Raw genomic sequence first — 21,918 nt, 5'->3', positions numbered from 1 at the left:
TGTCGCCCTGATTTCAATAGAGCGATGCAACATGCCTTCTTCACAGACCCCTGCTGCGGTCCACAGTCCATCTCAACCTCGAACAGGGGTACAGATTGCAATCATGGCGATTGCTGCCTTTGTGATTGTGACAACCGAATTTTTGATCATCGGCCTACTGCCCGCGCTGGCTCGTGACCTGGCCATTTCCGTGACTCTGGCGGGACAGTTAGTCACGTTATTTGCCTTCACGGTGATGCTGTTTGGCCCCATTTTGACAGCGCGGCTAGCGCACATTGATCGGCGCAAGCTGTTCACTTTCATCGTGCTGGTGTTTGCGGCATCCAATGCATTGGCAGCCGTGTCGGTCAATATCTGGGTCATGGCGATAGCACGTTTTATTCCCGCGCTGCTGTTGCCCGTGTTTTGGGGCACCGCCAGCGAAACTGCTGGGCAACTGGCCGGCCCGGCGCATGCCGGCAAGGCCATCGCCAATGTGTACATGGGTATTTCGGCAGCGCTGGTATTTGGCATTCCGTTGGGCACGCTGGCCGCAGATGCTGTCGGATGGCGTGGCAGTTTTTGGATCTTGGCGGCGCTGTGCCTGTTGATCGCAGGACTGATGCTCACCTGCATGCCGACACTGCCTTCTGCGCCAAAACGCACCACGGCAAACAAACAAACACTGATCCTCAAAGACCCGCGCTTTATCGGCCACGTCGCACTCTCAATACTGACCTTTACAGCGATGTTTACCGCTTATACCTACCTGGCAGACACCCTTGAGAGCCTGGCTGGCATTGCGCCCCGTCACGTGGGTTGGTGGCTCATGGGCTTTGGTGCTGTAGGCATGCTGGGTAACCAGATCGGCGGGCGTCTTGTTGATCGCAGCCCGCTGGGGTCCAGTGTGTTGTTTCTGACATTACTGGCGGCCGGCATGCTGGCAGCCACTCCTCTCGCGTCACAGCACACGGGGCTGATTGTTGCGCTGGTGGTGTGGGGCATCGCCTACACGGCCCTGTTCCCGATCTGCCAGGTTCGCGTCATGCGCGCGGGCGCCAAGGCTCAAGCCTTAGCTGCATCCTTGAACATTTCGGCAGCCAATGCGGGTATCGGTTTGGGCGCAATCGTGGGAGGCCTCGGGATTCAGCACTACGGGCTCCAATCGCTGGGCATGATCTCAGCAGGCATTGCCGCGACGGCTATAGGCTTGGCCTTGCTGTTGATGCGACGCTCATAAACCGCGCAAATAAAAAGGCCGGTCACTGAGAAAGTGACCGGCCTTTTAAGCGTTCAGCGTGCGTGAGTTCTGCGACTAAGCACGTGCCTAGTGGGGCTTAGAACGGGATATCGTCATCAAAGCTGTCGAAATCCGGAGCAGGTTGCGGTGCCTGCTGTTGCGGCGCTGGGCGCGAATCGCGCTGTGGCTGCTGTTGTTGCTGTTGCGGCGCTGGGCGTTGAGCCTGCTGACGCGGGGCAGACTGCTGCTGTTGGTAGTTGTTGCCACCACCCTGGTTTTGTTGATCGCCCTGAGGACGGCCACCCAGCAGCTGCATGGTGCCCTGCATGTCGACCACGATTTCAGTGGTGTAACGCTTGATACCGTCTTTTTCCCACTCACGGGTTTGCAGCTTGCCTTCGATGTAGACTTGCGAACCTTTACGCAGGTATTCGCCGGCGATTTCAGCCACTTTGCCGAACATCGAGACACGGTGCCATTCAGTCTTTTCGACTTTCTGGCCAGTTTGCTTGTCAGTCCACTGTTCGCTGGTTGCCAGACTCAGGTTGGTCACGGCATTACCGTTAGGCAAGTAGCGAACTTCGGGATCCTGGCCGCACGTGCCGACCAATATAACTTTGTTAACCCCACGGGCCATAACGTTCTCCTAGGCTTCGCACGTCGGCGCTGGGTTAACCAACTGCTCGAGTGTCGCGCGATCCAATAGTTCGGTGTCCAATTTGATATAAATGGCAGCCTCTTCGGCTGCCACCACTGCATCAGTGACTCCAGCAACAGCCTTCAAACGCTCGCTCAGGCCTGCTTCGCGAAGCGCCTCAGGCGATAACGGCAAGCGCACGCTTGTCACATACGGAGGTTCGCGCATGGTAACAGCAAAGGCGAGCCAGAGGGCAGCCAGACCTGCGCATCCAAGGAACACAACCGACAGACCGCCATGCTGAAATAACCAGCCACCGAGTATGCCGCCCAGTGCTGAACCGAGGAATTGGCTGGTGGAATAAACCCCCATCGCCGTGCCCTTGCCGCCCGCTGGTGACACTTTGCTGATCAGCGAAGGCAATGACGCCTCTAGCAGATTGAACGCGGTGAAAAACACCACCGTGCCGATCACTAAAGCGCGCAAGCTGTCGCCGAACTGCCAGAAGAATAGCTCAGTGAGCATCAACGTCGCGACGGCGCCGAGTAAAACTCGTTTCATTTTGCGTTTTTTCTCGCCGTAGATGATGAACGGGATCATGGCGAAGAAAGAAATAAGCAAGGCAGTCAGGTAGACCCACCAGTGTTGTTCCTTGGGCAAACCGGCTTTTTCAACCAGCGCCAGCGGCAAGGCGATGAAACTGGACATCAACATGGCGTGCAACACAAAAATGCCGAGGTCCAGGCGCAGCAAGTCTGGATGGCGCAACGTCGGTATCAAAGCCTGCCTGGCCACGCCGGATTCACGGTGCTGCAACGTACCGGTTGAGCGCGGCACCATGAACATGACGATCACAATCCCCACCAGAGCCATCGCGCCGGTGGCTAAAAACAAACCCGACAAACCGAATGCGCGGGTTAACAACGGGCCTACGACCATTGCCACGGCAAACGACAACCCAATGGTCATGCCGATCATGGCCATGGCTTTGGTGCGGTGTTGTTCGCGAGTCAGATCAGAAAGCAGAGCCATGACGGCAGCAGAAATGGCACCGGCGCCTTGAAGGACTCGTCCTGCAATCACGCCCCAAATTGAATCCGAGTTCGCAGCCAGTACGCTGCCCAAGGCGAAGACAATTAACCCGAGGTAGATCACCGGGCGCCGACCTATACGGTCAGAAATAACCCCGAACGGAATTTGAAAAAGCGCCTGAGTCAGGCCATAGGCGCCAATGGCCAGGCCAATCAAGGCCGGTGTAGCACCTGCGAGGTCCATCCCATAGGTCGCCAATACGGGCAACACCATGAACATACCAAGCATACGGAAGGCAAACACAAGGGCCAGACCGCTTGCTGCGCGGGTCTCGCTACCACTCATGCGTTCGCTATGGGGATCGTGCATGGAAAAACCTCGTGTGAACCGGCGGCGATTCTACCAGTCCCATCGTGTAACAGCACACACACGAGCGATGCGCGACGCTTTGTCACGTAAAAGTTATAAAGGCTGCTTAATGACATCGTGCCATTAAGGGCCTGCACAGCTTTCGCACAGCGCCGTATACTCATTCGTTTACGTAATGCCCGCCAAGCGAGGCCGCAGTGGACAAGATCCTGATACGTGGGGCACGAACCCACAACCTGAAGAACATCGACCTGACCCTGCCACGGGACAAACTGATCGTCATCACCGGACTGTCTGGCTCCGGCAAATCATCCCTGGCGTTTGACACGTTGTATGCCGAAGGCCAGCGGCGTTATGTCGAGTCACTGTCAGCCTATGCGCGGCAGTTTCTGTCAATGATGGAAAAACCTGACGTCGACACCATCGAAGGTCTGTCGCCAGCAATCTCCATCGAGCAGAAATCAACCTCGCACAACCCGCGATCAACTGTCGGCACTATCACTGAAATTTACGACTACCTGCGTTTGCTGTATGCCCGTGTAGGTATTCCGCGTTGCCCGGATCACGATATTCCCCTGGAAGCACAGACCGTCAGCCAGATGGTCGACTTGGTGCTGGCACAACCCGAAGGCAGCAAGCTGATGTTGCTGGCGCCGGTGATTCGTGAGCGCAAGGGAGAGCATTTGTCAGTGTTTGAAGAGCTGCGAGCGCAAGGATTTGTGCGTGCGCGGTTTAACGGCAAACTCTGCGAGCTGGATGAACTGCCGAAGCTGGACAAGCAGAAAAAACACACCATCGATGTGGTGGTTGACCGCTTCAAAGTACGTGCGGACCTGCAACAACGTTTGGCCGAGTCGTTTGAAACAGCCCTGAAACTGGCCGATGGTATCGCCTTGGTCGCGCCAATGGACGACGAGCCTGGCGAAGAAATGATTTTCTCGGCGCGCTTTGCCTGCCCTATTTGCGGGCATGCCATCAGCGAACTGGAACCCAAACTGTTTTCCTTCAACAACCCGGCGGGCGCTTGCCCGACGTGCGATGGTTTGGGCGTGAAGCAGTTTTTCGACATCAAGCGCCTGGTCAACGGCGATTTAACCTTGGCCGAAGGCGCCATCCGTGGATGGGACAGGCGTAACGTCTATTACTTCCAGATGCTCGGTGCGCTGGCCAAGCATTACGATTTCAGCCTCGAAGTGCCGTTCAGCGAGCTGCCTGCCGACAAACAGAAAGTCATTCTGTATGGCAGCGGTACCCAGAACGTTGACTTCCGTTATTTGAATGATCGCGGCGACATCGTTAAACGCGCGCACCCGTTCGAAGGCATCGTGCCGAATCTTGAACGTCGCTATCGTGAAACCGAGTCGGCGACCGTGCGCGAAGAGCTGGCCAAGTTTCTCAGCACGCAGGCTTGCCCTGACTGCAGGGGCACGCGTTTGCGCCGCGAAGCGCGCCACGTGTGGGTAGGCGAGAAAACCCTGCCTGCCGTAACCAATATGCCGATTGGCGATGCAACAGAGTATTTCAGCACGCTGAGCCTGACCGGCCGCCGTGGCGAGATTGCGGACAAGATTCTTAAAGAGATTCGCGAGCGCTTACAGTTCCTAGTGAATGTGGGCCTGGATTACTTGTCTCTGGACCGTAGCGCCGACACATTATCCGGCGGCGAAGCGCAGCGCATTCGCTTAGCCAGCCAGATTGGTGCGGGCTTGGTGGGCGTGCTGTATATCCTCGACGAGCCGTCTATCGGTTTGCATCAGCGCGATAACGATCGCTTGCTGGGCACGCTCAAGCACCTGCGCGACATTGGCAATACGGTGATTGTCGTCGAGCACGATGAAGATGCCATCCGGCTGGCGGACTATGTGGTGGACATCGGGCCGGGCGCGGGCGTACATGGTGGCCATATCGTTGCACAAGGCACGCCTGCCGAAGTCATGGCCCACCCTGACTCGCTGACGGGCAAATACTTGTCGGGCCGAGTGAAGATCGCAGTCCCTGCCAAACGCACACCGCGCAACAAGAAGCTGACCCTGTCGCTCAAAGGCGCGCGCGGCAACAATTTGCGCAATGTCGACCTTGAGATCCCGATTGGTTTGCTGACGTGTGTGACCGGTGTTTCAGGGTCAGGCAAGTCGACGCTGATCAACAACACGCTCTACCCGCTCAGCGCAACGGCCTTGAACGGTGCTACCACGCTGGAAGCCGCCGCTCACGACAGCATTAAAGGTCTGGAGCACTTGGATAAAGTCGTAGATATCGACCAAAGCCCGATCGGCCGTACGCCGCGTTCCAACCCGGCGACGTACACCGGGCTGTTTACCCCCATTCGCGAACTGTTTTCTGGCGTGCCTGAATCCCGCTCCCGGGGTTATGGTCCGGGGCGTTTCTCGTTCAACGTGAAAGGGGGTCGCTGCGAGGCGTGCCAAGGTGATGGCTTGATCAAGGTAGAGATGCACTTTCTGCCTGACATCTACGTGCCGTGCGACGTGTGCAAAAGCAAGCGCTATAACCGCGAAACCCTTGAGATAAAATACAAGGGCAAGAGCATCCACGAAGTACTGGAGATGACCATCGAAGAAGCCCGTGTGTTCTTCGATGCGGTGCCTGCCTTGGCGCGTAAGCTGCAAACGTTGATGGACGTAGGCTTGTCATACATCAAGCTCGGACAATCTGCCACGACACTGTCAGGCGGTGAAGCGCAGCGGGTAAAGCTGTCCCGCGAGCTGTCCAAGCGTGACACCGGTAAAACCCTGTATATCCTCGACGAGCCAACAACGGGCCTGCACTTTGCGGATATTCAACAGTTGCTGGATGTGCTGCATCGTCTGCGCGATCACGGCAACACCGTGGTGGTCATCGAGCACAACTTGGACGTGATTAAAACAGCCGACTGGCTGGTGGACCTCGGTCCTGAAGGCGGCTCCAAAGGTGGGCAGATCATTGCCACCGGCACGCCTGAAGACGTCGCTGAAATGAAGCAGTCACACACAGGCTTCTATCTGAAGCCGTTACTGATCCGCGATAAAGCTTAACCGCAACGTATGAAAAAGCCCCTGTCATCGTGATGATGACAGGGGCTTTTTACTGAGCCATCAGAACTGCGATTGCAGGTAGTTCTGAAGGCCGATTGACTTGATCAGGCCCAGCTGTTTTTCCAGCCAGTAGGTGTGATCTTCTTCGGTATCAGCCAACTGAATACGCAGCATGTCGCGGCTGACGTAATCCTTGTGTAGCTCGCACAACTCAATGCCCTTGCACAGTGCAGCACGTACTTTGTACTCAAGGCGTAAATCTGCGGCGAACATGTCCGGTACAGAAGTACCCACATCCAAGTCATCCGGGCGCATACGCGGAGTACCTTCAAGCATCAGAATCCGGCGCATCAACGCATCTGCGTGTTGTGCCTCTTCTTCCATCTCGTGGTTGATACGTTCGTACAACTTTGTGAAACCCCAATCCTCATACATGCGGGAATGGACGAAATATTGGTCACGTGCAGCCAGCTCGCCGGTCAGCAACGTGTTGAGGTAATCGATTACTTCCGGGTGCCCTAGCATCGGCCCACATCTCCCTGCTTGAAAGGCTGTAGTTTGAACCAAGCCGACCCAGAGGTCACGGCTCAATCGCAATAAATACCCTCTTATGACGAGAAAAACAGGTTAAAAAACGCAAAAACCGCCCAATTGAGGGCGGTTCTGCTTCTCACTTAGAGTTAGTTACGCTGTACACCCAGCGCACTTGCAACACCGTCACCATACGCCTGATCGGCATTGTAGAAATGCTGAAGCTGACGCTCTACCACGTCGTCCGATACGCCGGCCATGGCGCCTGCAATATTGTTGATGAGCAAGGCTTTCTGCTCCTCATTCATCAAACGAAACAAAGCGCCGGCGTGGCTGTAGTAGTCGCTGTCTTCACGGTGATCGTATCGGTCCGCTGCGCCGCTCAACGCCAAAGGCGGCTCCGCGTACTGCGGCGCCTGCTTAGGAGCGTCTGCGTAGCTATTAGGCTCGTAGTTCGGCGCTGCCCCCCCATTGTTGCCATATGCCATCGAGCCATCACGCTGGTACGTGTGAACGGGTACACGAGGCGAGTTAATCGGCAGGTGTTGGTGGTTAGTACCTACACGATAGCGATGCGCATCGGCGTAAGCGAACACACGACCTTGCAGCATGCGATCAGGAGACAGGCCTACGCCCGGAATCATGTTGCTAGGCCCAAAAGCGGCTTGTTCGACTTCTGCGAAATAGTTGAGCGGGTTGCGGTTCAACTCCAACTCGCCAATTTCTATCAACGGGAACTCTTTTTGCGACCAGGTTTTAGTCACATCAAACGGGTTTTCGTAATGTGCAGCGGCCTGCGCTTCGGTCATTACCTGCATGCAAACGCGCCATTTCGGGAAGTCGCCACGCTCAATGGCACCAAACAGATCACGCTGAGCGTAGTCAGGATCAGTGCCTGCCAAACGTGCAGCTTCTGCCGGTGGCAGGTTTTTGATCCCTTGCTTGGTTTTGTAATGCCATTTAACCCAATGACGCTCACCCGCAGCGTTGATCAAGCTGTAAGTGTGGCTGCCGAAACCGTGCATGTGGCGATAGCCATCAGGAATGCCTCGGTCAGAAAACAAGATCGTGACCTGATGCAGAGACTCAGGTGAGTGCGACCAAAAGTCCCACATCATTTGTGCGCTTTTCAGATTGCTCTGCGGCAGACGCTTTTGCGTGTGAATGAAGTCAGGAAACTTCAGTGGATCACGGATGAAAAACACAGGTGTGTTGTTGCCCACAATGTCCCAGTTACCTTCTTCGGTATAGAACTTGATGGCAAAGCCGCGCGGGTCGCGCTCGGTGTCAGCAGAGCCGCGTTCACCACCCACGGTAGAGAAGCGCATGAATGTCGGCGTTTGCTTGCCAAGGGTATCGAACAGTTTGGCGCTGCTGAACTGGGTCATATCACGGGTCAGGGTGAACGTACCGTGCGCACCTGAACCTTTAGCGTGTACACGACGCTCTGGAATATTTTCGCGATTGAAATGCGCGAGCTTCTCAATCAAATGGAAGTCATCGAGCAACAAGGGGCCGCGAGGACCGGCAGAACGAGAATTCTGGTTATCAGCTACTGGGGCGCCGCTGGCGGTGGTAAGCGTTTTGGTCTGGCTCATGCGTTTACTTCCTCAGTCAGTCTTGGTGCTGCCGGCTAATCGGCTGAGGGGGAGTATTGACCATGTATTTAACATGGGCAAATGCATTAAATGATGCACAACAATAGAAAAACTTAATTCAACGCGCACAAAAAACCGGGCACTAGGCCCGGTTCTTTGTAGAGACTGACGTCTTACTCAGCGGATACAGCTTCACCGCCAACTGGACGATCAACCAACTCGACGTACGCCATAGGCGCGTTGTCGCCAGCGCGGAAACCGCACTTGAGGATGCGCAGGTAGCCACCCTCACGAGTTGCATAACGCTTGCCCAGATCGTTGAACAGCTTACCAACCATGGCTTTCGAACGAGTACGGTCGAATGCCAGACGGCGGTTAGCAACAGAATCAATCTTGGCCAGAGTAATCAGCGGCTCAGCAACACGACGCAGTTCTTTGGCTTTCGGCAGAGTCGTTTTGATCAGCTCGTGCTCGAACAACGACACTGCCATGTTTTGAAACATAGCCTTGCGGTGCGAGCTAGTGCGGCTCAGGTGACGACCACTTTTACGATGACGCATGGTTCATTCCTTACCAAACACAACGTTCGGTGATTACGACGATCAGGCAGTCGCCTTGTCGTCCTTCTTAAGACTTGCAGGCGGCCAGTTGTCGAGGCGCATGCCGAGGGACAGACCACGGGAGGCCAGAACGTCCTTGATTTCAGTCAAGGATTTCTTGCCCAGGTTCGGAGTCTTCAACAGTTCTACTTCGGTGCGCTGAATCAGGTCACCGATGTAGTAAATGTTCTCCGCCTTAAGGCAGTTGGCCGAACGCACGGTCAGTTCCAGATCGTCAACCGGACGAAGCAGGATCGGATCGATCTCGTCTTCCTGTTCGATAACCACTGGCTCGCTGTCACCTTTGAGGTCGACGAATGCAGCCAACTGCTGTTGCAGGATGGTTGCAGCACGACGAATGGCCTCTTCAGGATCCAGGGTACCGTTGGTCTCCAGATCAATAACCAGTTTGTCCAGGTTGGTGCGCTGCTCGACACGGGCGTTTTCCACCACGTATGCGATACGGCGAACCGGGCTGAACGAAGAATCAAGCTGCAAGCGACCAATGCTGCGGCTTTCGTCTTCATCGCTCTGACGCGAGTCGGCTGGTTCATAACCACGACCACGAGCTACAGTGAGCTTCATGTTCAAGGCGCCGTTAGACGCCAGGTTGGCGATTACGTGATCGGGATTAACGATCTCGACATCATGATCCAGCTGAATATCGGCAGCGGTAACCACCCCCGAACCCTTCTTCGACAAGGTCAGCGTAACTTCGTCACGGCCGTGCAGCTTGATAGCCAGACCTTTAAGGTTCAACAGGATTTCAATTACGTCTTCCTGTACACCTTCGATGGCGCTGTACTCGTGGAGCACACCATCAATCTCGGCCTCGACTACTGCACAGCCTGGCATTGAGGACAACAGGATGCGGCGCAGCGCGTTGCCCAGGGTGTGGCCAAAACCACGCTCGAGAGGCTCGAGAGTGATTTTAGCGCGGGTTGGACTGACAACTTGCACATCAATATGGCGAGGTGTCAGGAACTCATTTACCGAAATCTGCATGGATGCACCTATTTTCTAGCCCTTACTTGGAGTAGAGCTCGACAATCAGGCTTTCGTTGATGTCGGCGGACAGATCACTGCGAGCAGGAACGTTCTTGAAAACGCCCGACTTCTTCTCAGTGTCTACTTCTACCCATTCTACGCGGCCACGTTGGGCACACAGATCGAGAGCTTGGACAATGCGAAGCTGGTTCTTTGCTTTCTCGCGGATAGCGACCACGTCACCAGCACGAACCTGGAACGACGGTACGTTAACGGTCTGACCGTTTACGCTGATCGACTTGTGCGATACCAACTGACGAGATTCGGCACGAGTAGAACCGAAACCCATACGGTATACGACGTTATCCAGACGGCATTCGAGCAGTTGCAGCAGGTTTTCACCGGTTGCACCTTTTTTGCCAGCAGCTTGTTTGTAGTAGCCGCTGAACTGACGCTCGAGAACGCCGTAGATACGACGGACCTTCTGCTTTTCACGCAGTTGGGTGCCGTAGTCGGATTGGCGACCGCGGCGTTGGCCGTGGATGCCTGGAGCAGCTTCAATATTGCACTTCGATTCGATAGCGCGCACACCACTCTTCAGGAAGAGATCGGTGCCTTCACGACGTGCCAGTTTGCATTTTGGACCAATGTAACGAGCCATTCTTTACAGTCTCCTGGATTACACGCGGCGCTTCTTCGGCGGACGGCACCCGTTGTGCGGGATTGGCGTCACGTCGGTGATGCTGGCGATCTTATAGCCACAGCCGTTCAAAGCACGGACAGCGGACTCACGACCTGGACCTGGGCCCTTAACGTTAACGTCAAGGTTTTTCAGGCCATATTCCAGCGCAGCTTGACCAGCACGTTCAGCAGCTACTTGAGCAGCAAACGGCGTGGACTTGCGAGAACCGCGGAAACCCGAACCACCGGAGGTAGCCCAAGAAAGCGCATTACCCTGACGGTCGGTGATGGTCACGATGGTGTTGTTGAAAGACGCGTGGATGTGGGCGATGCCATCAACCACTGTCTTTTTAATCTTTTTACGAGGACGAGCAGCAGGTTTTGCCATGACTAAATTCCTGTCGATTCGCTGGTGCGATTACTTGCGGATCGGCTTACGCGGACCTTTGCGAGTACGCGCGTTGGTCTTGGTACGCTGACCGCGCACTGGAAGACCACGACGATGGCGCAGACCGCGGTAGCAGCCCAAGTCCATCAAGCGTTTGATTTTCATGTTGACTTCACGACGCAGATCACCTTCAGTGGTGAACTTTGCCACTTCGCCACGCAGCAACTCAATCTGCTCGTCGCTCAGATCCTTGATCTTAGCGGCTGGGTTTACACCAGCATCCGCACAGATTTTCTGTGAGGTAGTGCGACCAACACCATAGATGTAGGTCAGCGAGATAACAGTGTGCTTGTTATCTGGAATGTTAACGCCTGCAATACGGGCCATTCAGTGGGACTCCAATTGACAGCTACCTACGCCCCGGAAGCCAAGAAATAGGGCGCGAGATAATATCGCTGTAATAACAAATAATCAACCCAGCAGCGCACTAGCTGCTGGGCTTCAAACAGATCACACTCAGCCTTGGCGCTGTTTGTGACGTGGTTCCGCGCTGCAAATTACCCGAACAACACCTTCGCGGCGAATAATCTTGCAGTTACGGCACAGCTTTTTCACCGATGCACGAACTTTCATCACCAACTCCTCTCACCTTACGGGGTAGTACTTCAGCGGAGCATGCCGCTGCCGTAGCCCTTCAGGTTGGCTTTCTTCATCAGGGATTCGTACTGGTGCGAAACGAGGTGCGATTGTACTTGGGACATGAAGTCCATAACAACCACAACAACGATCAGCAACGAGGTCCCGCCAAGGTAGAACGGAACGTTTGCCGCAACCACCAGGAACTGGGGCAACAGGCACACGGCCGTCATATAAAGAGCACCGAACAGAGTCAAACGAGTCAAAACGCCATCAATATAGCGTGCCGACTGCTCACCTGGACGGATACCCGGAATAAAGGCACCGGACTTCTTCAGGTTTTCCGCTACGTCTTTCGGATTGAACATCAACGCCGTATAGAAGAAGCAGAAGAAAATAATCCCTGCACTAAACAGCAGAATATTCAACGGCTGACCAGGAGCGATCGACTGCGAGATGTCCTGCAACCAGCCCATACCTTCAGACTGACCAAACCAGGCACCCAGCGAAGCCGGGAACAGCAAAATGCTGCTCGCGAAAATAGCCGGGATAACGCCGGCCATATTCACTTTTAACGGCAAGTGGCTTGTCTGTGCAGCAAAAACCTTGCGGCCCTGCTGACGCTTGGCGTAGTGAACAGCAATACGACGCTGACCACGCTCAATGAACACCACAAAACCGATAATCGCTACTGCCAGCAAACCGATAGCAACCAGGGCGAAGATATTGATATCGCCCTGACGCGCAGACTCGAAAGACTGCCCAATTGCTCTCGGAAGACCGGCGACGATACCCGAAAAAATCAACATCGAGATACCGTTGCCAACACCACGCTCTGTAATCTGCTCACCCAGCCACATCATGAACATTGCACCCGCCACAAACGTGGTTACTGCAACGAAATGGAAGCCTAGGTCACCAGTGAACGCTACGCCTTGCCCCGCCAGACCTATGGACATGCCAATAGCCTGAACGAGAGCAAGAGCGACAGTGAGGTAGCGGGTGTACTGGCTTATCTTGCGACGACCAGCTTCACCTTCCTTCTTCAACTGCTCCAACTGTGGGCTGACAGCGGACATAAGCTGCATGATGATCGATGCCGAAATATACGGCATGATCCCCAGCGCAAAAATACTCATCCGCTCCAGCGCACCGCCGGAAAACATGTTGAACAAGCTAAGAATGGTCCCCTCATTCTGTCGAAACAGGTCCGCTAGCCGGTCCGGGTTGATACCTGGAACTGGGATGTGTGCGCCTATTCGGTAGACGATAATCGCCAGGAATAGAAAACGCAGACGAGCCCAGAGCTCGGATAACCCGCCTTTGCTGAGCGCTGAGAGAGCACCTTGCTTAGCCATTTATTCCTCGAACTTGCCGCCAGCTGCTTCGATAGCCGAACGCGCACCTTTGGTGGCGCCGATTCCCTTGCCGATTGTGACAGCGCGAGTCACTTCACCGGACAGCATGATTTTCACACGCAGTACGTTGACGTTGATCACGTTGGCATCTTTCAGGGTCTGCAGAGTAACGATGTCGCCGTCCACTTTAGCCAGCTCGGACAAACGCACTTCTGCGCGATCCATAGCTTTCAGGGAAACGAAACCGAACTTAGGCAGACGGCGATGCAGCGGCTGTTGACCGCCTTCAAAGCCTGGAGCAATTGTGCCACCGGAGCGGGAGGACTGACCTTTGTGACCACGGCCACCAGTCTTACCCAAACCACTACCGATACCACGGCCCGGACGATGCTTTTCGCGACGGGAACCCGGCGCTGGACTCAGATCATTGAGTTTCATCGATTAACCCTCTACACGCAGCATGTAGTAAGCCTTGTTGATCATCCCGCGATTCTCGGGAGTATCAAGTACTTCTACAGTGTGACCGATGCGACGCAGACCCAGACCCTTAATGCACAATTTGTGATTAGGGATGCGGCCGGTCATGCTTTTGATCAGCGTTACTTTTACGGTAGCCATGATCAGAAGATCTCCTTGACACTTTTGCCGCGCTTGGCAGCAATGGATTCAGGAGATTGCATAGCTTTCAAACCTTTGAAAGTGGCGTGAACCACGTTTACCGGGTTAGTCGAGCCGTAGCACTTGGCCAGTACGTTCTGAACGCCAGCAACTTCGAGGACAGCACGCATAGCGCCGCCAGCGATGATACCGGTACCTTCAGAAGCAGGCTGCATGTACACCTTCGAAGCGCCATGAGCTGACTTCATTGCGTACTGCAGAGTTGTACCGTTCAGGTCAACTTGGATCATGTTGCGGCGAGCAGCTTCCATTGCCTTCTGGATCGCAGCAGGCACTTCACGTGACTTGCCACGGCCGAAGCCAACACGCCCTTTACCATCACCTACCACGGTCAACGCGGTGAAAGTGAAGATACGGCCGCCTTTAACGGTTTTGGCTACGCGGTTAACTTGAACCAGCTTCTCAATGTAGCCTTCGTCGCGCTTTTGGTCGTTATTTGACATAACTTAGAACTCCAGCCCAGCTTCACGAGCAGCCTCAGCCAGCGCTTTCACGCGGCCGTGGTACTTGAAGCCAGAGCGGTCGAAAGCCACCTGCGAGACGCCAGCGGCTTTTGCACGCGTAGCGACCAGCTGGCCAACCTTTGTGGCCGCGTCGATGTTGCCAGTAGCAGCATCACGCAGTTCTTTGTCCAAAGTCGAGGCGCTTGCCAGGACTTTGCTGCCGTCGGCCGAGATGACCTGGGCGTATATATGCTGAGACGAGCGGAACACGCAGAGACGCACGACTTCGAGTTCGTGCATTTTCAGACGTGCTTTGCGAGCGCGACGCAGTCGAGTAACTTTTTTGTCGGTCATTTGCTATGCCCTACTTCTTCTTGGCTTCTTTACGACGGACGACTTCGTCCGCGTAACGTACACCCTTACCTTTATAAGGTTCTGGTGGACGGAAACCGCGGATCTCAGCGGCGACCTGACCTACCAGTTGCTTATCGATACCCTTGATCAGGATGTCGGTTTGGCTTGGTGTCTCAGCGGTGATGCCTTCCGGCAATTCGTAATCCACTGGGTGCGAGAAGCCAAGAGCCAGGTTCAGCACTGTGCCTTTTGCTTGCGCTTTGTAACCAACACCGACCAGCTGGAGCTTGCGCTCGAAGCCTTGGCTTACGCCTTGGACCATGTTGTTTACCAACGCACGAGTGGTACCAGCCATTGCGCGAGTTTGTTGATCGCCATTGCGAGCAGCGAAACGCAACTCACCGGCTTCTTCAACGATCTCAACGGACGAATGGATGTTCAGTTCTAGAGTGCCCTTGGCACCCTTCACCGAAAGCTGTTGGCCGGCGAATTTTACTTCGACACCAGCTGGCAGCTTAACGGGGTTCTTAGCGACGCGTGACATGCTTATCCCCCCTTAGAACACAGTGCAAAGAACTTCGCCGCCGACACCGGCAGCGCGCGCAGCACGATCCGTCATCACACCTTTGTTGGTGGAGACGATAGACACACCGAGACCGCCACGAACTTTTGGCAGATCATCGGAGGACTTGTACTGACGCAGGCCTGGACGGCTAACGCGCTTAACTTCTTCGATGACTGGACGGCCTTCGAAGTACTTCAGCTCGATAGACAGCAGTGGTTTGATTTCGCTGCTGATCTGATAATCCGCGATGTAACCTTCGTCCTTCAGGACTTTAGCTACAGCTACCTTCAACGTAGAAGATGGCATGCTTACGACGGACTTTTCAGCCATCTGGGCATTACGGATTCGAGTTAGCATGTCCGCTAACGGGTCCTGCATACTCATGGGCTAGACGCTCCTGTTACAAAAATAATTAGCCTTGCGGCTACAACTATCGCCGAGTGACACGCAACTAAAAAGCACGGGCTCAGGCGAGCCGGTCATTCTAGACACACACCAGAAATGAATCAAGCCCCAATAGGGGCTTGATTCATGTTCAAGGTCACCGACTGTCAGGATCTTGCGACCCTGACAATGACGACTTTGCCGTTTCGCCTTACCAGCTGGCTTTAACCAGACCTGGTACGTCGCCACGCATTGCTGCTTCACGCAATTTGTTACGGCCCAGGCCGAACTTGCGGTAAACACCATGCGGACGACCAGTCAAGCGGCAGCGGTTACGCATGCGCGCAGCGCTTGCATCACGTGGCTGCTTCTGCAGAGCAACTTGAGCTTCCCAACGTGCTTCTGGACTTGCGTTCAGATCCACGATGATAGCTTTCAGCTCAGCACGCTTCTTGGCGAACTTAGCAACCGTGAGCTGACGCTTCAGCTCGCGGTTTTTCATGCTCATCTTAGCCATGGTCTACTCCAATCAGTTGCGGAACGGGAATTTGAAAGCACGCAACAGGGCGCGACCTTCATCATCCGTTCGAGCAGTGGTGGTCAGGGTAATGTCCAGACCGCGGAGAGCATCGATTTTGTCGTAGTCGATTTCCGGGAAAATGATCTGCTCTTTTACGCCCATGCTGTAGTTACCACGACCATCGAAGGACTTGGCATTCAGGCCGCGGAAGTCGCGTACCCGAGGCAGGGAGATCGACAGCAGACGATCCAGGAATTCGTACATACGCTCACGGCGCAGAGTTACTTTGACGCCGATCGGCCAGCCTTCGCGAACTTTAAAGCCTGCGATGGACTTGCGAGCGTAGGTCACAACAACTTTTTGACCCGTGATCTTTTCCAAATCAGCTACAGCGTGCTCGATGATTTTTTTATCACCGATCGCTTCGCCCAAACCCATGTTCAGGGTGATTTTGGTAACGCGCGGAACTTCCATCACGTTCGAAAGCTTAAGTTCTTCCTTAAGTTTCGGAGCGATTTCCTTCCGGTAAATCTCTTTTAGTCGTGCCATGGTCTTATCTACCTAGCAGTGTTCAAGCATCAACCGCTTTTTGGGTCGACTTGAAGACACGAATTTTTTTGCCTTCTTCTACTTTGAAACCAACGCGGTCAGCCTTGTTGGTTTCGCCGTTGAAGATGGCGACGTTAGAAGCGTCCAGTGGAGCTTCTTTCTCGACGATACCGCCCTGCACGCCCGACATCGGGTTAGGCTTGGTATGACGCTTAACCAGGTTCAGACCACCAATAACCAGACGGTTATTAGCGAGAACCTTAAGCACCTTACCGCGCTTACCTTTGTCTTTGCCGGCGATCACGATGATCTCGTCGTCACGACGAATCTTTTGCATGTCGGATCTCCTTACAGCACTTCTGGGGCGAGCGAGACGATCTTCATGAACTTCTCAGTACGAAGCTCACGGGTCACTGGCCCAAAGATACGGGTGCCGATCGGCTCTTGCTTGTTGTTCAGAAGAACAGCAGCGTTGCCATCAAAGCGGATAATGGAGCCATCTGCACGACGTACGCCGTGACGAGTGCGGACTACAACAGCAGTCATCACTTGGCCTTTTTTCACTTTACCGCGAGGAATTGCTTCCTTCACGGTAACTTTGATGATGTCACCGATACCAGCGTAACGACGATGGGAGCCACCCAGCACCTTGATGCACATAACACGGCGTGCGCCGCTGTTATCGGCCACATCGAGCATGGATTGAGTCTGAATCATATAATTTCTCCGACCCCTAGTCCTTAGACTTCCACAGCGCGTTCGAGAACATCAACCAATGCCCAAGACTTAGTCTTGGCCAGCGGACGAGTTTCACGAATAGTGACTTTGTCGCCGATGTGGCACTGATTGGTTTCGTCGTGCGCGTGCAGCTTAGTCGAACGCTTAACGTATTTACCGTAGATCGGGTGCTTAACGCGACGCTCGATCAGAACGGTGATGGTCTTGTCCATCTTGTCGCTGACAACACGGCCAGTCAGCGTACGGACAGTTTTTTCGGCTTCAGCCATGATTACTTACCTGCCTGCTGGTTGAGCACAGTCTTCACGCGAGCGATGTCACGCTTAACTTGCGAGAGCAGATGCGACTGCCCCAACTGGCCAGTTGCTTTCTGCATGCGCAGATTGAACTGGTCGCGCAGCAAGCCGAGCAATTGCTCGTTCAGCTGCTGTGCGGATTTTTCACGAAGTTCATTCGCTTTCATCACATCACCGTCCGTTTAACAAAGGAGGTGGCGAGCGGCAGCTTTGCAGCAGCCAGGGCGAAAGCCTCACGCGCCAGCTCTTCAGTAACACCCTCGATTTCATACAGGACTTTGCCTGGCTGAATCTGGGCAACCCAATATTCCACGTTACCCTTACCTTTACCCATTCGAACTTCGAGTGGCTTTTTGGTAACTGGCTTGTCCGGGAATACACGGATCCAGATCTTACCGCCACGCTTAACGTGACGGGTCAGTGCACGACGCGCTGATTCGATCTGACGAGCGGTGAGACGACCACGAGCAACAGACTTCAGCGCGAACTCGCCGAAGCTGACTTTGCTACCGCGCAATGCCAAGCCACGGTTGTGGCCTGTCATCTGCTTGCGGAACTTCGTACGCTTAGGTTGTAACATTTGGCGTACCCCTTACTTAGCAGCTTTTTTACGAGGCGCTGGTGCTTGTGGCTTCAGCTCTTCTTGGCGACCACCAATTACTTCGCCTTTGAAGATCCAAACCTTTACACCGATCACACCATAAGTGGTGTGAGCTTCGTAGTTGGCATAGTCGATGTCGGCACGCAGGGTGTGCAATGGCACACGACCTTCGCGATACCATTCAGTACGTGCGATTTCAGCACCGCCGAGACGACCGCTCACTTGGATTTTGATGCCTTTGGCACCAATGCGCATAGCGTTCTGTACAGCGCGTTTCATCGCGCGACGGAACATTACACGACGCTCCAGCTGCTGAGCTACGCTCTGCGCAACCAGCATACCGTCAAGTTCCGGCTTGCGGATCTCTTCGATATTGATGTGCACAGGCACACCCATTTGCTTGGTCAGGTCCTGACGCAGTTTCTCAACATCTTCACCTTTCTTCCCGATAACGATACCTGGACGAGCAGTGTGGATGGTGATACGTGCAGTTTGGGCCGGACGATGGATATCGATACGGCTTACGGACGCGCTTTTTAGTTTGTCTTGGAGGTATTCACGCACCTTCAGATCAGCGAACAAATAGTCCGCATAAGTCCGGCCGTCTGCGTACCAGACGGAGGTGTGCTCCTTGACGATTCCCAGGCGAATGCCAATGGGATGTACTTTCTGACCCATCTCTTCGACTCCGTTACTTGTCAGCAACCTTGACAGTGATATGGCAAGACCGCTTGACGATGCGATCAGCGCGGCCTTTGGCACGCGGCATGATGCGCTTCAGCGAACGCCCTTCGTTGACGAAAACGGTGGCGACTTTCAAGTCGTCAACGTCTGCGCCTTCGTTATGCTCGGCGTTGGCTACGGCCGACTCCAGCACTTTCTTGATGATCTCGGCGGCTTTCTTGTTGCTGAAAGCCAACAGGTTGAGCGCTTCGCCCACCTTCTTCCCGCGGATCTGGTCGGCGACCAAGCGGGCTTTCTGGGCGGAGATTCGAGCGCCCGACAACTTAGCGGCTACTTCCATCGTTCCTTACCCCTTAACGCTTGGCTTTCTTGTCTGCCACGTGCCCACGATAAGTGCGGGTACCGGCAAACTCGCCTAGTTTATGGCCAACCATGTCTTCGTTCACAAGAACTGGGACATGAAGACGACCGTTATGCACAGCGATGGTCAGACCGACCATTTGCGGCAGGATCATCGAACGACGCGACCAGGTTTTCACCGGTTTGCGATCATTCTTTTCCGCCGCCACTTCGATCTTCTTCAGTAGGTGAAGATCAATAAAAGGACCTTTTTTCAGAGAACGTGGCACTGTCGTATCCCTCTATTTACTTGCGACGACGGACGATCATTTTGTCGGTACGCTTATTACCACGAGTCTTCGCGCCCTTAGTCGGGAAGCCCCATGGCGATACCGGATGACGACCACCAGAGGTACGACCTTCACCACCACCATGTGGGTGGTCAACCGGGTTCATGGCAACACCACGAACGGTTGGGCGAACGCCACGCCAGCGTTTGGCACCAGCTTTACCCAGCGAACGCAGGCTGTGCTCGGAGTTCGAGACTTCGCCCAGCGTTGCACGGCATTCAGCCAATACTTTACGCATTTCACCGGAACGCAGACGCAGGGTCACGTAGACACCATCACGAGCGACCAGCTGAGCCGAAGCACCAGCGGAACGTGCGATCTGTGCGCCTTTGCCCGGCTTCAATTCGATGCCGTGTACGGTGCTACCAACTGGAATGCTGCGCAGTTGCAGCTGGTTACCTGGCTTGATCGGAGCCAAAGCACCCGAAATCAGCTGGTCGCCAGCGCTCACGCCTTTAGGGGCGACGATGTAACGGCGTTCGCCGTCTGCGTACAACATAAGAGCAATGTGAGCAGTACGGTTTGGATCGTATTCGATACGCTCAACAGTGGCTGGGATGCCATCTTTGTCGTTGCGACGGAAGTCGACCATACGGTAATGCTGCTTATGACCACCACCAATGTGACGCGTGGTAATACGGCCATTATTGTTACGACCACCAGACTTCGATTTTTTCTCGAGCAGCGGTGCGTGAGGAGCGCCTTTATGCAGCTCCTGGTTGACCACCTTGACCACATGACGGCGGCCAGGGGAAGTCGGTTTGCATTTAACGATTGCCATGATGCACCCCTTCCTTACTCAGCACTGCTGCTGAAATCGAGATCTTGGCCTGGCTGAAGGGAGATTACTGCCTTCTTCCAGTCATTACGCTTGCCCACGCCGCGAGCGGTGCGCTTGCTCTTACCCAGAACATTCAGGGTAGTAACACGCTCAACTTTCACGCTGAACAGGCTTTCGACGGCCTTCTTGATTTCCAGCTTGGTTGCATCAGTAGCAACCTTGAAAACGAACTGGCCTTTCTTGTCTGCCAGAACCGTAGCCTTCTCGGAAACGTGCGGGCCAAGCAGAACTTTAAATACGCGTTCCTGGTTCATCCCAGCAGCTCCTCGAATTTCTTCACGGCCGACACGGTGATCAACACCTTGTCGTATGCGATCAGACTAACTGGATCGGAACCTTGCACGTCACGAACATCAACGTGTGGCAGGTTACGAGCAGCAAGGTACAGGTTCTGATCAACAACTTCAGACACGATCAGGACATCAGTCAGACCCATGCCATTCAGTTTGTTCAGCAGATCTTTGGTTTTCGGCGCTTCAACAGCGAAGTCCTGAACCACGACCAGACGATCAGTACGCACCAGCTCAGCAAGGATGGAGCGCATTGCTGCGCGGTACATCTTCTTGTTCAGCTTCTGAGAGTGATCCTGTGGGCGAGCTGCGAAAGTGGTACCACCGCCACGCCAGATAGGGCTACGGATAGTACCGGCACGAGCACGGCCAGTACCTTTCTGACGCCAAGGGCGCTTACCGCCACCACGAACGTCGGAACGGGTCTTTTGCTGTTTGCTACCTTGACGGCCGCCGGCCATGTAGGCCACGACTGCTTGGTGAACCAGCGTCTCATTGAACTCGCCGCCGAACGTCAGTTCGGAAACTTCGATCGCCTGAGCGTCATTTACATTTAATTGCATGTCAGCTTCCCCTTAACCGCGAGCCTTGGCCGCTGGACGTACAACCAGGTTGCCGCCAGTAGCGCCAGGAACAGCACCCTTGACCAACAACAGATTGCGTTCAGCGTCGACGCGCACTACTTCGAGGGACTGCACGGTCACGCGCTCAGCGCCCATATGACCGGACATTTTTTTGCCCTTGAATACACGACCAGGAGTCTGGCACTGGCCAATAGAGCCCGGGACGCGGTGGGAAACGGAGTTACCGTGAGTGTTATCTTGGCCACGGAAATTCCAACGCTTGATCGTACCCTGGAAGCCTTTACCTTTGGACTGACCGGTCACATCGACCATCTGACCTGCGGTGAAGATTTCAGCGTTGATCAGATCGCCTGCCTGGTACTCGCCTTCTTCAAGACGGAATTCCATTACGGTACGACCGGCTGCAACGTTTGCTTTAGCGAAGTGACCCGCCTGAGCAGCAGTTACACGCGAAGCGCGACGCTCGCCGACAGTGACTTGCACTGCACGATAGCCATCGGTTTCTTCAGTTTTGAACTGGGTGACGCGATTCGGCTCGATCTCAATGACCGTGACCGGAATGGAGACACCTTCTTCGGTGAAAATACGGGTCATACCGCATTTACGACCGACTACACCAATAGTCATGTTGTAAA

Annotated in this window: 33 protein-coding genes; 2 read left to right on the top strand and 31 right to left on the bottom strand. The window is 54.5% G+C overall.

The window, feature by feature from the left end:
- Positions 1-31: 31 nt before the first annotated feature.
- The gene (locus TU86_RS00265; RefSeq protein WP_048362321.1) at positions 32-1,219 is read left to right on the top strand and encodes an MFS transporter; all 1,188 of its coding nucleotides are present in this window, start codon (positions 32-34) and stop codon (positions 1,217-1,219) included.
- 97 nt (positions 1,220-1,316) lie between these two features.
- On the opposite strand, the gene TU86_RS00260 is transcribed toward TU86_RS00265, so the two are convergent.
- Positions 1,317-1,856, bottom strand: a complete 540-nt coding sequence (locus TU86_RS00260) for a single-stranded DNA-binding protein (RefSeq protein WP_048362320.1) — start codon at positions 1,854-1,856, stop codon at positions 1,317-1,319.
- A gap of 9 nt (positions 1,857-1,865) precedes the next feature.
- On the bottom strand, positions 1,866-3,257 hold the full coding sequence (locus tag TU86_RS00255; protein WP_048362319.1) for an MFS transporter: 1,392 nt from the start codon (positions 3,255-3,257) through the stop codon (positions 1,866-1,868).
- Positions 3,258-3,454: 197 nt separating this feature from the next.
- Between TU86_RS00255 and uvrA the strand changes: the two genes are divergently transcribed.
- Positions 3,455-6,289 (top strand): excinuclease ABC subunit UvrA, encoded by a 2,835-nt coding sequence (gene uvrA / locus TU86_RS00250; protein WP_048362318.1) that lies wholly within the window; start codon positions 3,455-3,457, stop codon positions 6,287-6,289.
- 60 nt (positions 6,290-6,349) lie between these two features.
- On the opposite strand, the gene bfr is transcribed toward uvrA, so the two are convergent.
- The 29 genes from bfr to rplC all read right to left on the bottom strand — a co-directional run bounded on the left by bfr (position 6,350) and on the right by rplC (position 21,910).
- Positions 6,350-6,814, bottom strand: coding sequence for a bacterioferritin (bfr, locus tag TU86_RS00245; protein ID WP_048362317.1), 465 nt, complete (start codon positions 6,812-6,814; stop codon positions 6,350-6,352).
- Between the two features lie 155 nt (positions 6,815-6,969).
- Positions 6,970-8,418, bottom strand: coding sequence for a catalase (locus TU86_RS00240; protein ID WP_048362316.1), 1,449 nt, complete (start codon positions 8,416-8,418; stop codon positions 6,970-6,972).
- Positions 8,419-8,591: 173 nt separating this feature from the next.
- Entirely contained in the window at positions 8,592-8,978 is a 387-nt protein-coding gene (rplQ, locus tag TU86_RS00235) for a 50S ribosomal protein L17 (RefSeq protein ID WP_016779185.1), read from the bottom strand.
- A 42-nt stretch (positions 8,979-9,020) separates the two neighbouring features.
- Complete coding sequence (locus tag TU86_RS00230) at positions 9,021-10,022, bottom strand: DNA-directed RNA polymerase subunit alpha (RefSeq protein WP_003176403.1); 1,002 nt, start codon at positions 10,020-10,022, stop codon at positions 9,021-9,023.
- Positions 10,023-10,044: 22 nt separating this feature from the next.
- Positions 10,045-10,665, bottom strand: a complete 621-nt coding sequence (gene rpsD / locus TU86_RS00225) for a 30S ribosomal protein S4 (RefSeq protein ID WP_048362315.1) — start codon at positions 10,663-10,665, stop codon at positions 10,045-10,047.
- A gap of 18 nt (positions 10,666-10,683) precedes the next feature.
- Positions 10,684-11,073 carry a 30S ribosomal protein S11 gene (gene rpsK / locus TU86_RS00220; protein WP_007924177.1) on the bottom strand — a complete coding sequence of 130 codons (390 nt, stop codon included), beginning with the start codon at positions 11,071-11,073 and terminating at the stop codon, positions 10,684-10,686.
- Positions 11,074-11,103: 30 nt separating this feature from the next.
- Positions 11,104-11,460, bottom strand: coding sequence for a 30S ribosomal protein S13 (gene rpsM, locus TU86_RS00215; protein ID WP_016779184.1), 357 nt, complete (start codon positions 11,458-11,460; stop codon positions 11,104-11,106).
- Between the two features lie 129 nt (positions 11,461-11,589).
- Positions 11,590-11,706 carry a 50S ribosomal protein L36 gene (rpmJ, locus tag TU86_RS00210; protein WP_002555468.1) on the bottom strand — a complete coding sequence of 39 codons (117 nt, stop codon included), beginning with the start codon at positions 11,704-11,706 and terminating at the stop codon, positions 11,590-11,592.
- A gap of 32 nt (positions 11,707-11,738) precedes the next feature.
- Positions 11,739-13,067 (bottom strand): preprotein translocase subunit SecY, encoded by a 1,329-nt coding sequence (gene secY / locus TU86_RS00205; protein WP_003444361.1) that lies wholly within the window; start codon positions 13,065-13,067, stop codon positions 11,739-11,741.
- On the bottom strand, positions 13,068-13,505 hold the full coding sequence (gene rplO / locus TU86_RS00200) for a 50S ribosomal protein L15 (RefSeq protein ID WP_048362314.1): 438 nt from the start codon (positions 13,503-13,505) through the stop codon (positions 13,068-13,070). It lies immediately after the preceding gene.
- A gap of 3 nt (positions 13,506-13,508) precedes the next feature.
- Entirely contained in the window at positions 13,509-13,685 is a 177-nt protein-coding gene (gene rpmD / locus TU86_RS00195; RefSeq protein WP_003444363.1) for a 50S ribosomal protein L30, read from the bottom strand.
- A gap of 2 nt (positions 13,686-13,687) precedes the next feature.
- On the bottom strand, positions 13,688-14,188 hold the full coding sequence (gene rpsE / locus TU86_RS00190; protein ID WP_003186035.1) for a 30S ribosomal protein S5: 501 nt from the start codon (positions 14,186-14,188) through the stop codon (positions 13,688-13,690).
- A 3-nt stretch (positions 14,189-14,191) separates the two neighbouring features.
- Positions 14,192-14,542, bottom strand: a complete 351-nt coding sequence (gene rplR, locus TU86_RS00185; protein ID WP_003444364.1) for a 50S ribosomal protein L18 — start codon at positions 14,540-14,542, stop codon at positions 14,192-14,194.
- Positions 14,543-14,552: 10 nt separating this feature from the next.
- Positions 14,553-15,086: a 50S ribosomal protein L6 gene (rplF, locus tag TU86_RS00180; protein WP_016779180.1), complete on the bottom strand. Its 534-nt coding sequence runs from the start codon at positions 15,084-15,086 to the stop codon at positions 14,553-14,555.
- A gap of 12 nt (positions 15,087-15,098) precedes the next feature.
- Positions 15,099-15,491: a 30S ribosomal protein S8 gene (gene rpsH / locus TU86_RS00175; protein WP_019409907.1), complete on the bottom strand. Its 393-nt coding sequence runs from the start codon at positions 15,489-15,491 to the stop codon at positions 15,099-15,101.
- A 211-nt stretch (positions 15,492-15,702) separates the two neighbouring features.
- The gene (gene rpsN / locus TU86_RS00170) at positions 15,703-16,008 is read right to left on the bottom strand and encodes a 30S ribosomal protein S14 (protein ID WP_019409906.1); all 306 of its coding nucleotides are present in this window, start codon (positions 16,006-16,008) and stop codon (positions 15,703-15,705) included.
- Between the two features lie 12 nt (positions 16,009-16,020).
- Positions 16,021-16,560: a 50S ribosomal protein L5 gene (rplE, locus tag TU86_RS00165; RefSeq protein ID WP_048362313.1), complete on the bottom strand. Its 540-nt coding sequence runs from the start codon at positions 16,558-16,560 to the stop codon at positions 16,021-16,023.
- A gap of 22 nt (positions 16,561-16,582) precedes the next feature.
- Positions 16,583-16,897: a 50S ribosomal protein L24 gene (gene rplX, locus TU86_RS00160; RefSeq protein ID WP_003444369.1), complete on the bottom strand. Its 315-nt coding sequence runs from the start codon at positions 16,895-16,897 to the stop codon at positions 16,583-16,585.
- An 11-nt stretch (positions 16,898-16,908) separates the two neighbouring features.
- Positions 16,909-17,277, bottom strand: a complete 369-nt coding sequence (rplN, locus tag TU86_RS00155) for a 50S ribosomal protein L14 (RefSeq protein WP_002555479.1) — start codon at positions 17,275-17,277, stop codon at positions 16,909-16,911.
- A 23-nt stretch (positions 17,278-17,300) separates the two neighbouring features.
- On the bottom strand, positions 17,301-17,567 hold the full coding sequence (gene rpsQ, locus TU86_RS00150; protein WP_003176419.1) for a 30S ribosomal protein S17: 267 nt from the start codon (positions 17,565-17,567) through the stop codon (positions 17,301-17,303).
- Positions 17,568-17,569: 2 nt separating this feature from the next.
- Positions 17,570-17,761: a 50S ribosomal protein L29 gene (gene rpmC / locus TU86_RS00145; protein ID WP_002555481.1), complete on the bottom strand. Its 192-nt coding sequence runs from the start codon at positions 17,759-17,761 to the stop codon at positions 17,570-17,572.
- Positions 17,761-18,174, bottom strand: coding sequence for a 50S ribosomal protein L16 (gene rplP, locus TU86_RS00140; RefSeq protein ID WP_002555482.1), 414 nt, complete (start codon positions 18,172-18,174; stop codon positions 17,761-17,763). Before rplP ends, rpmC begins: the two co-directional genes overlap by 1 nt.
- A gap of 12 nt (positions 18,175-18,186) precedes the next feature.
- Positions 18,187-18,873 carry a 30S ribosomal protein S3 gene (gene rpsC / locus TU86_RS00135; protein WP_003176422.1) on the bottom strand — a complete coding sequence of 229 codons (687 nt, stop codon included), beginning with the start codon at positions 18,871-18,873 and terminating at the stop codon, positions 18,187-18,189.
- A 13-nt stretch (positions 18,874-18,886) separates the two neighbouring features.
- Complete coding sequence (gene rplV, locus TU86_RS00130; protein ID WP_003444373.1) at positions 18,887-19,219, bottom strand: 50S ribosomal protein L22; 333 nt, start codon at positions 19,217-19,219, stop codon at positions 18,887-18,889.
- Between the two features lie 13 nt (positions 19,220-19,232).
- Positions 19,233-19,508 (bottom strand): 30S ribosomal protein S19, encoded by a 276-nt coding sequence (rpsS, locus tag TU86_RS00125; protein WP_003232420.1) that lies wholly within the window; start codon positions 19,506-19,508, stop codon positions 19,233-19,235.
- 16 nt (positions 19,509-19,524) lie between these two features.
- Positions 19,525-20,349, bottom strand: a complete 825-nt coding sequence (gene rplB / locus TU86_RS00120) for a 50S ribosomal protein L2 (protein WP_048362312.1) — start codon at positions 20,347-20,349, stop codon at positions 19,525-19,527.
- A 14-nt stretch (positions 20,350-20,363) separates the two neighbouring features.
- Positions 20,364-20,663 (bottom strand): 50S ribosomal protein L23, encoded by a 300-nt coding sequence (gene rplW / locus TU86_RS00115; RefSeq protein ID WP_003444375.1) that lies wholly within the window; start codon positions 20,661-20,663, stop codon positions 20,364-20,366.
- A complete protein-coding gene (rplD, locus tag TU86_RS00110) occupies positions 20,660-21,262 on the bottom strand; it encodes a 50S ribosomal protein L4 (protein ID WP_047277894.1) in 603 nt (200 codons plus the stop codon). Before rplD ends, rplW begins: the two co-directional genes overlap by 4 nt.
- 12 nt (positions 21,263-21,274) lie before the next feature.
- On the bottom strand, positions 21,275-21,910 hold the full coding sequence (gene rplC / locus TU86_RS00105) for a 50S ribosomal protein L3 (RefSeq protein WP_003444377.1): 636 nt from the start codon (positions 21,908-21,910) through the stop codon (positions 21,275-21,277).
- Positions 21,911-21,918: the final 8 nt, after the last annotated feature.

The organism is Pseudomonas weihenstephanensis, from assembly GCF_001043055.1.
GTDB lineage: Bacteria > Pseudomonadota > Gammaproteobacteria > Pseudomonadales > Pseudomonadaceae > Aquipseudomonas > Aquipseudomonas weihenstephanensis.
The sequence above is the reverse complement of the archived record's forward strand: the minus strand, read 5'-3'. Positions and strand labels throughout refer to the sequence as shown.

Bases quoted from the DNA above. Each gene is read 5' to 3' on its own strand.
- rpsK (WP_007924177.1), bottom strand. From the start codon at position 11,073: ATGGCAAAACCTGCTGCTCGTCCTCGTAAAAAGATTAAAAAGACAGTG.
- rplO (WP_048362314.1), bottom strand. From the start codon at position 13,505: ATGAAACTCAATGATCTGAGTCCAGCGCCGGGTTCCCGTCGCGAAAAG.
- rplE (WP_048362313.1), bottom strand. From the start codon at position 16,560: ATGGCACGACTAAAAGAGATTTACCGGAAGGAAATCGCTCCGAAACTT.
- rpmC (WP_002555481.1), bottom strand. From the start codon at position 17,761: ATGAAAGCGAATGAACTTCGTGAAAAATCCGCACAGCAGCTGAACGAG.
- rplN (WP_002555479.1), bottom strand. From the start codon at position 17,277: ATGATTCAGACTCAATCCATGCTCGATGTGGCCGATAACAGCGGCGCA.
- rpsN (WP_019409906.1), bottom strand. From the start codon at position 16,008: ATGGCTAAGATGAGCATGAAAAACCGCGAGCTGAAGCGTCAGCTCACG.
- rpsM (WP_016779184.1), bottom strand. From the start codon at position 11,460: ATGGCCCGTATTGCAGGCGTTAACATTCCAGATAACAAGCACACTGTT.
- TU86_RS00260 (WP_048362320.1), bottom strand. From the start codon at position 1,856: ATGGCCCGTGGGGTTAACAAAGTTATATTGGTCGGCACGTGCGGCCAG.
- rpsE (WP_003186035.1), bottom strand. From the start codon at position 14,188: ATGTCAAATAACGACCAAAAGCGCGACGAAGGCTACATTGAGAAGCTG.
- bfr (WP_048362317.1), bottom strand. From the start codon at position 6,814: ATGCTAGGGCACCCGGAAGTAATCGATTACCTCAACACGTTGCTGACC.
- TU86_RS00240 (WP_048362316.1), bottom strand. From the start codon at position 8,418: ATGAGCCAGACCAAAACGCTTACCACCGCCAGCGGCGCCCCAGTAGCT.
- rplP (WP_002555482.1), bottom strand. From the start codon at position 18,174: ATGTTACAACCTAAGCGTACGAAGTTCCGCAAGCAGATGACAGGCCAC.
- rplR (WP_003444364.1), bottom strand. From the start codon at position 14,542: ATGACCGACAAAAAAGTTACTCGACTGCGTCGCGCTCGCAAAGCACGT.
- rplW (WP_003444375.1), bottom strand. From the start codon at position 20,663: ATGAACCAGGAACGCGTATTTAAAGTTCTGCTTGGCCCGCACGTTTCC.
- rpmD (WP_003444363.1), bottom strand. From the start codon at position 13,685: ATGGCTACCGTAAAAGTAACGCTGATCAAAAGCATGACCGGCCGCATC.
- rplQ (WP_016779185.1), bottom strand. From the start codon at position 8,978: ATGCGTCATCGTAAAAGTGGTCGTCACCTGAGCCGCACTAGCTCGCAC.
- TU86_RS00230 (WP_003176403.1), bottom strand. From the start codon at position 10,022: ATGCAGATTTCGGTAAATGAGTTCCTGACACCTCGCCATATTGATGTG.
- rplF (WP_016779180.1), bottom strand. From the start codon at position 15,086: ATGTCACGCGTCGCTAAGAACCCCGTTAAGCTGCCAGCTGGTGTCGAA.
- rpsH (WP_019409907.1), bottom strand. From the start codon at position 15,491: ATGAGTATGCAGGACCCGTTAGCGGACATGCTAACTCGAATCCGTAAT.
- rpsC (WP_003176422.1), bottom strand. From the start codon at position 18,873: ATGGGTCAGAAAGTACATCCCATTGGCATTCGCCTGGGAATCGTCAAG.
- rpsQ (WP_003176419.1), bottom strand. From the start codon at position 17,567: ATGGCTGAAGCCGAAAAAACTGTCCGTACGCTGACTGGCCGTGTTGTC.
- rplB (WP_048362312.1), bottom strand. From the start codon at position 20,349: ATGGCAATCGTTAAATGCAAACCGACTTCCCCTGGCCGCCGTCATGTG.
- rpmJ (WP_002555468.1), bottom strand. From the start codon at position 11,706: ATGAAAGTTCGTGCATCGGTGAAAAAGCTGTGCCGTAACTGCAAGATT.
- TU86_RS00265 (WP_048362321.1), top strand. From the start codon at position 32: ATGCCTTCTTCACAGACCCCTGCTGCGGTCCACAGTCCATCTCAACCT.
- secY (WP_003444361.1), bottom strand. From the start codon at position 13,067: ATGGCTAAGCAAGGTGCTCTCTCAGCGCTCAGCAAAGGCGGGTTATCC.
- TU86_RS00255 (WP_048362319.1), bottom strand. From the start codon at position 3,257: ATGCACGATCCCCATAGCGAACGCATGAGTGGTAGCGAGACCCGCGCA.
- rplC (WP_003444377.1), bottom strand. From the start codon at position 21,910: ATGACTATTGGTGTAGTCGGTCGTAAATGCGGTATGACCCGTATTTTC.
- rplD (WP_047277894.1), bottom strand. From the start codon at position 21,262: ATGCAATTAAATGTAAATGACGCTCAGGCGATCGAAGTTTCCGAACTG.
- rpsD (WP_048362315.1), bottom strand. From the start codon at position 10,665: ATGGCTCGTTACATTGGTCCAAAATGCAAACTGGCACGTCGTGAAGGC.
- rplV (WP_003444373.1), bottom strand. From the start codon at position 19,219: ATGGAAGTAGCCGCTAAGTTGTCGGGCGCTCGAATCTCCGCCCAGAAA.
- rplX (WP_003444369.1), bottom strand. From the start codon at position 16,897: ATGCAAAAGATTCGTCGTGACGACGAGATCATCGTGATCGCCGGCAAA.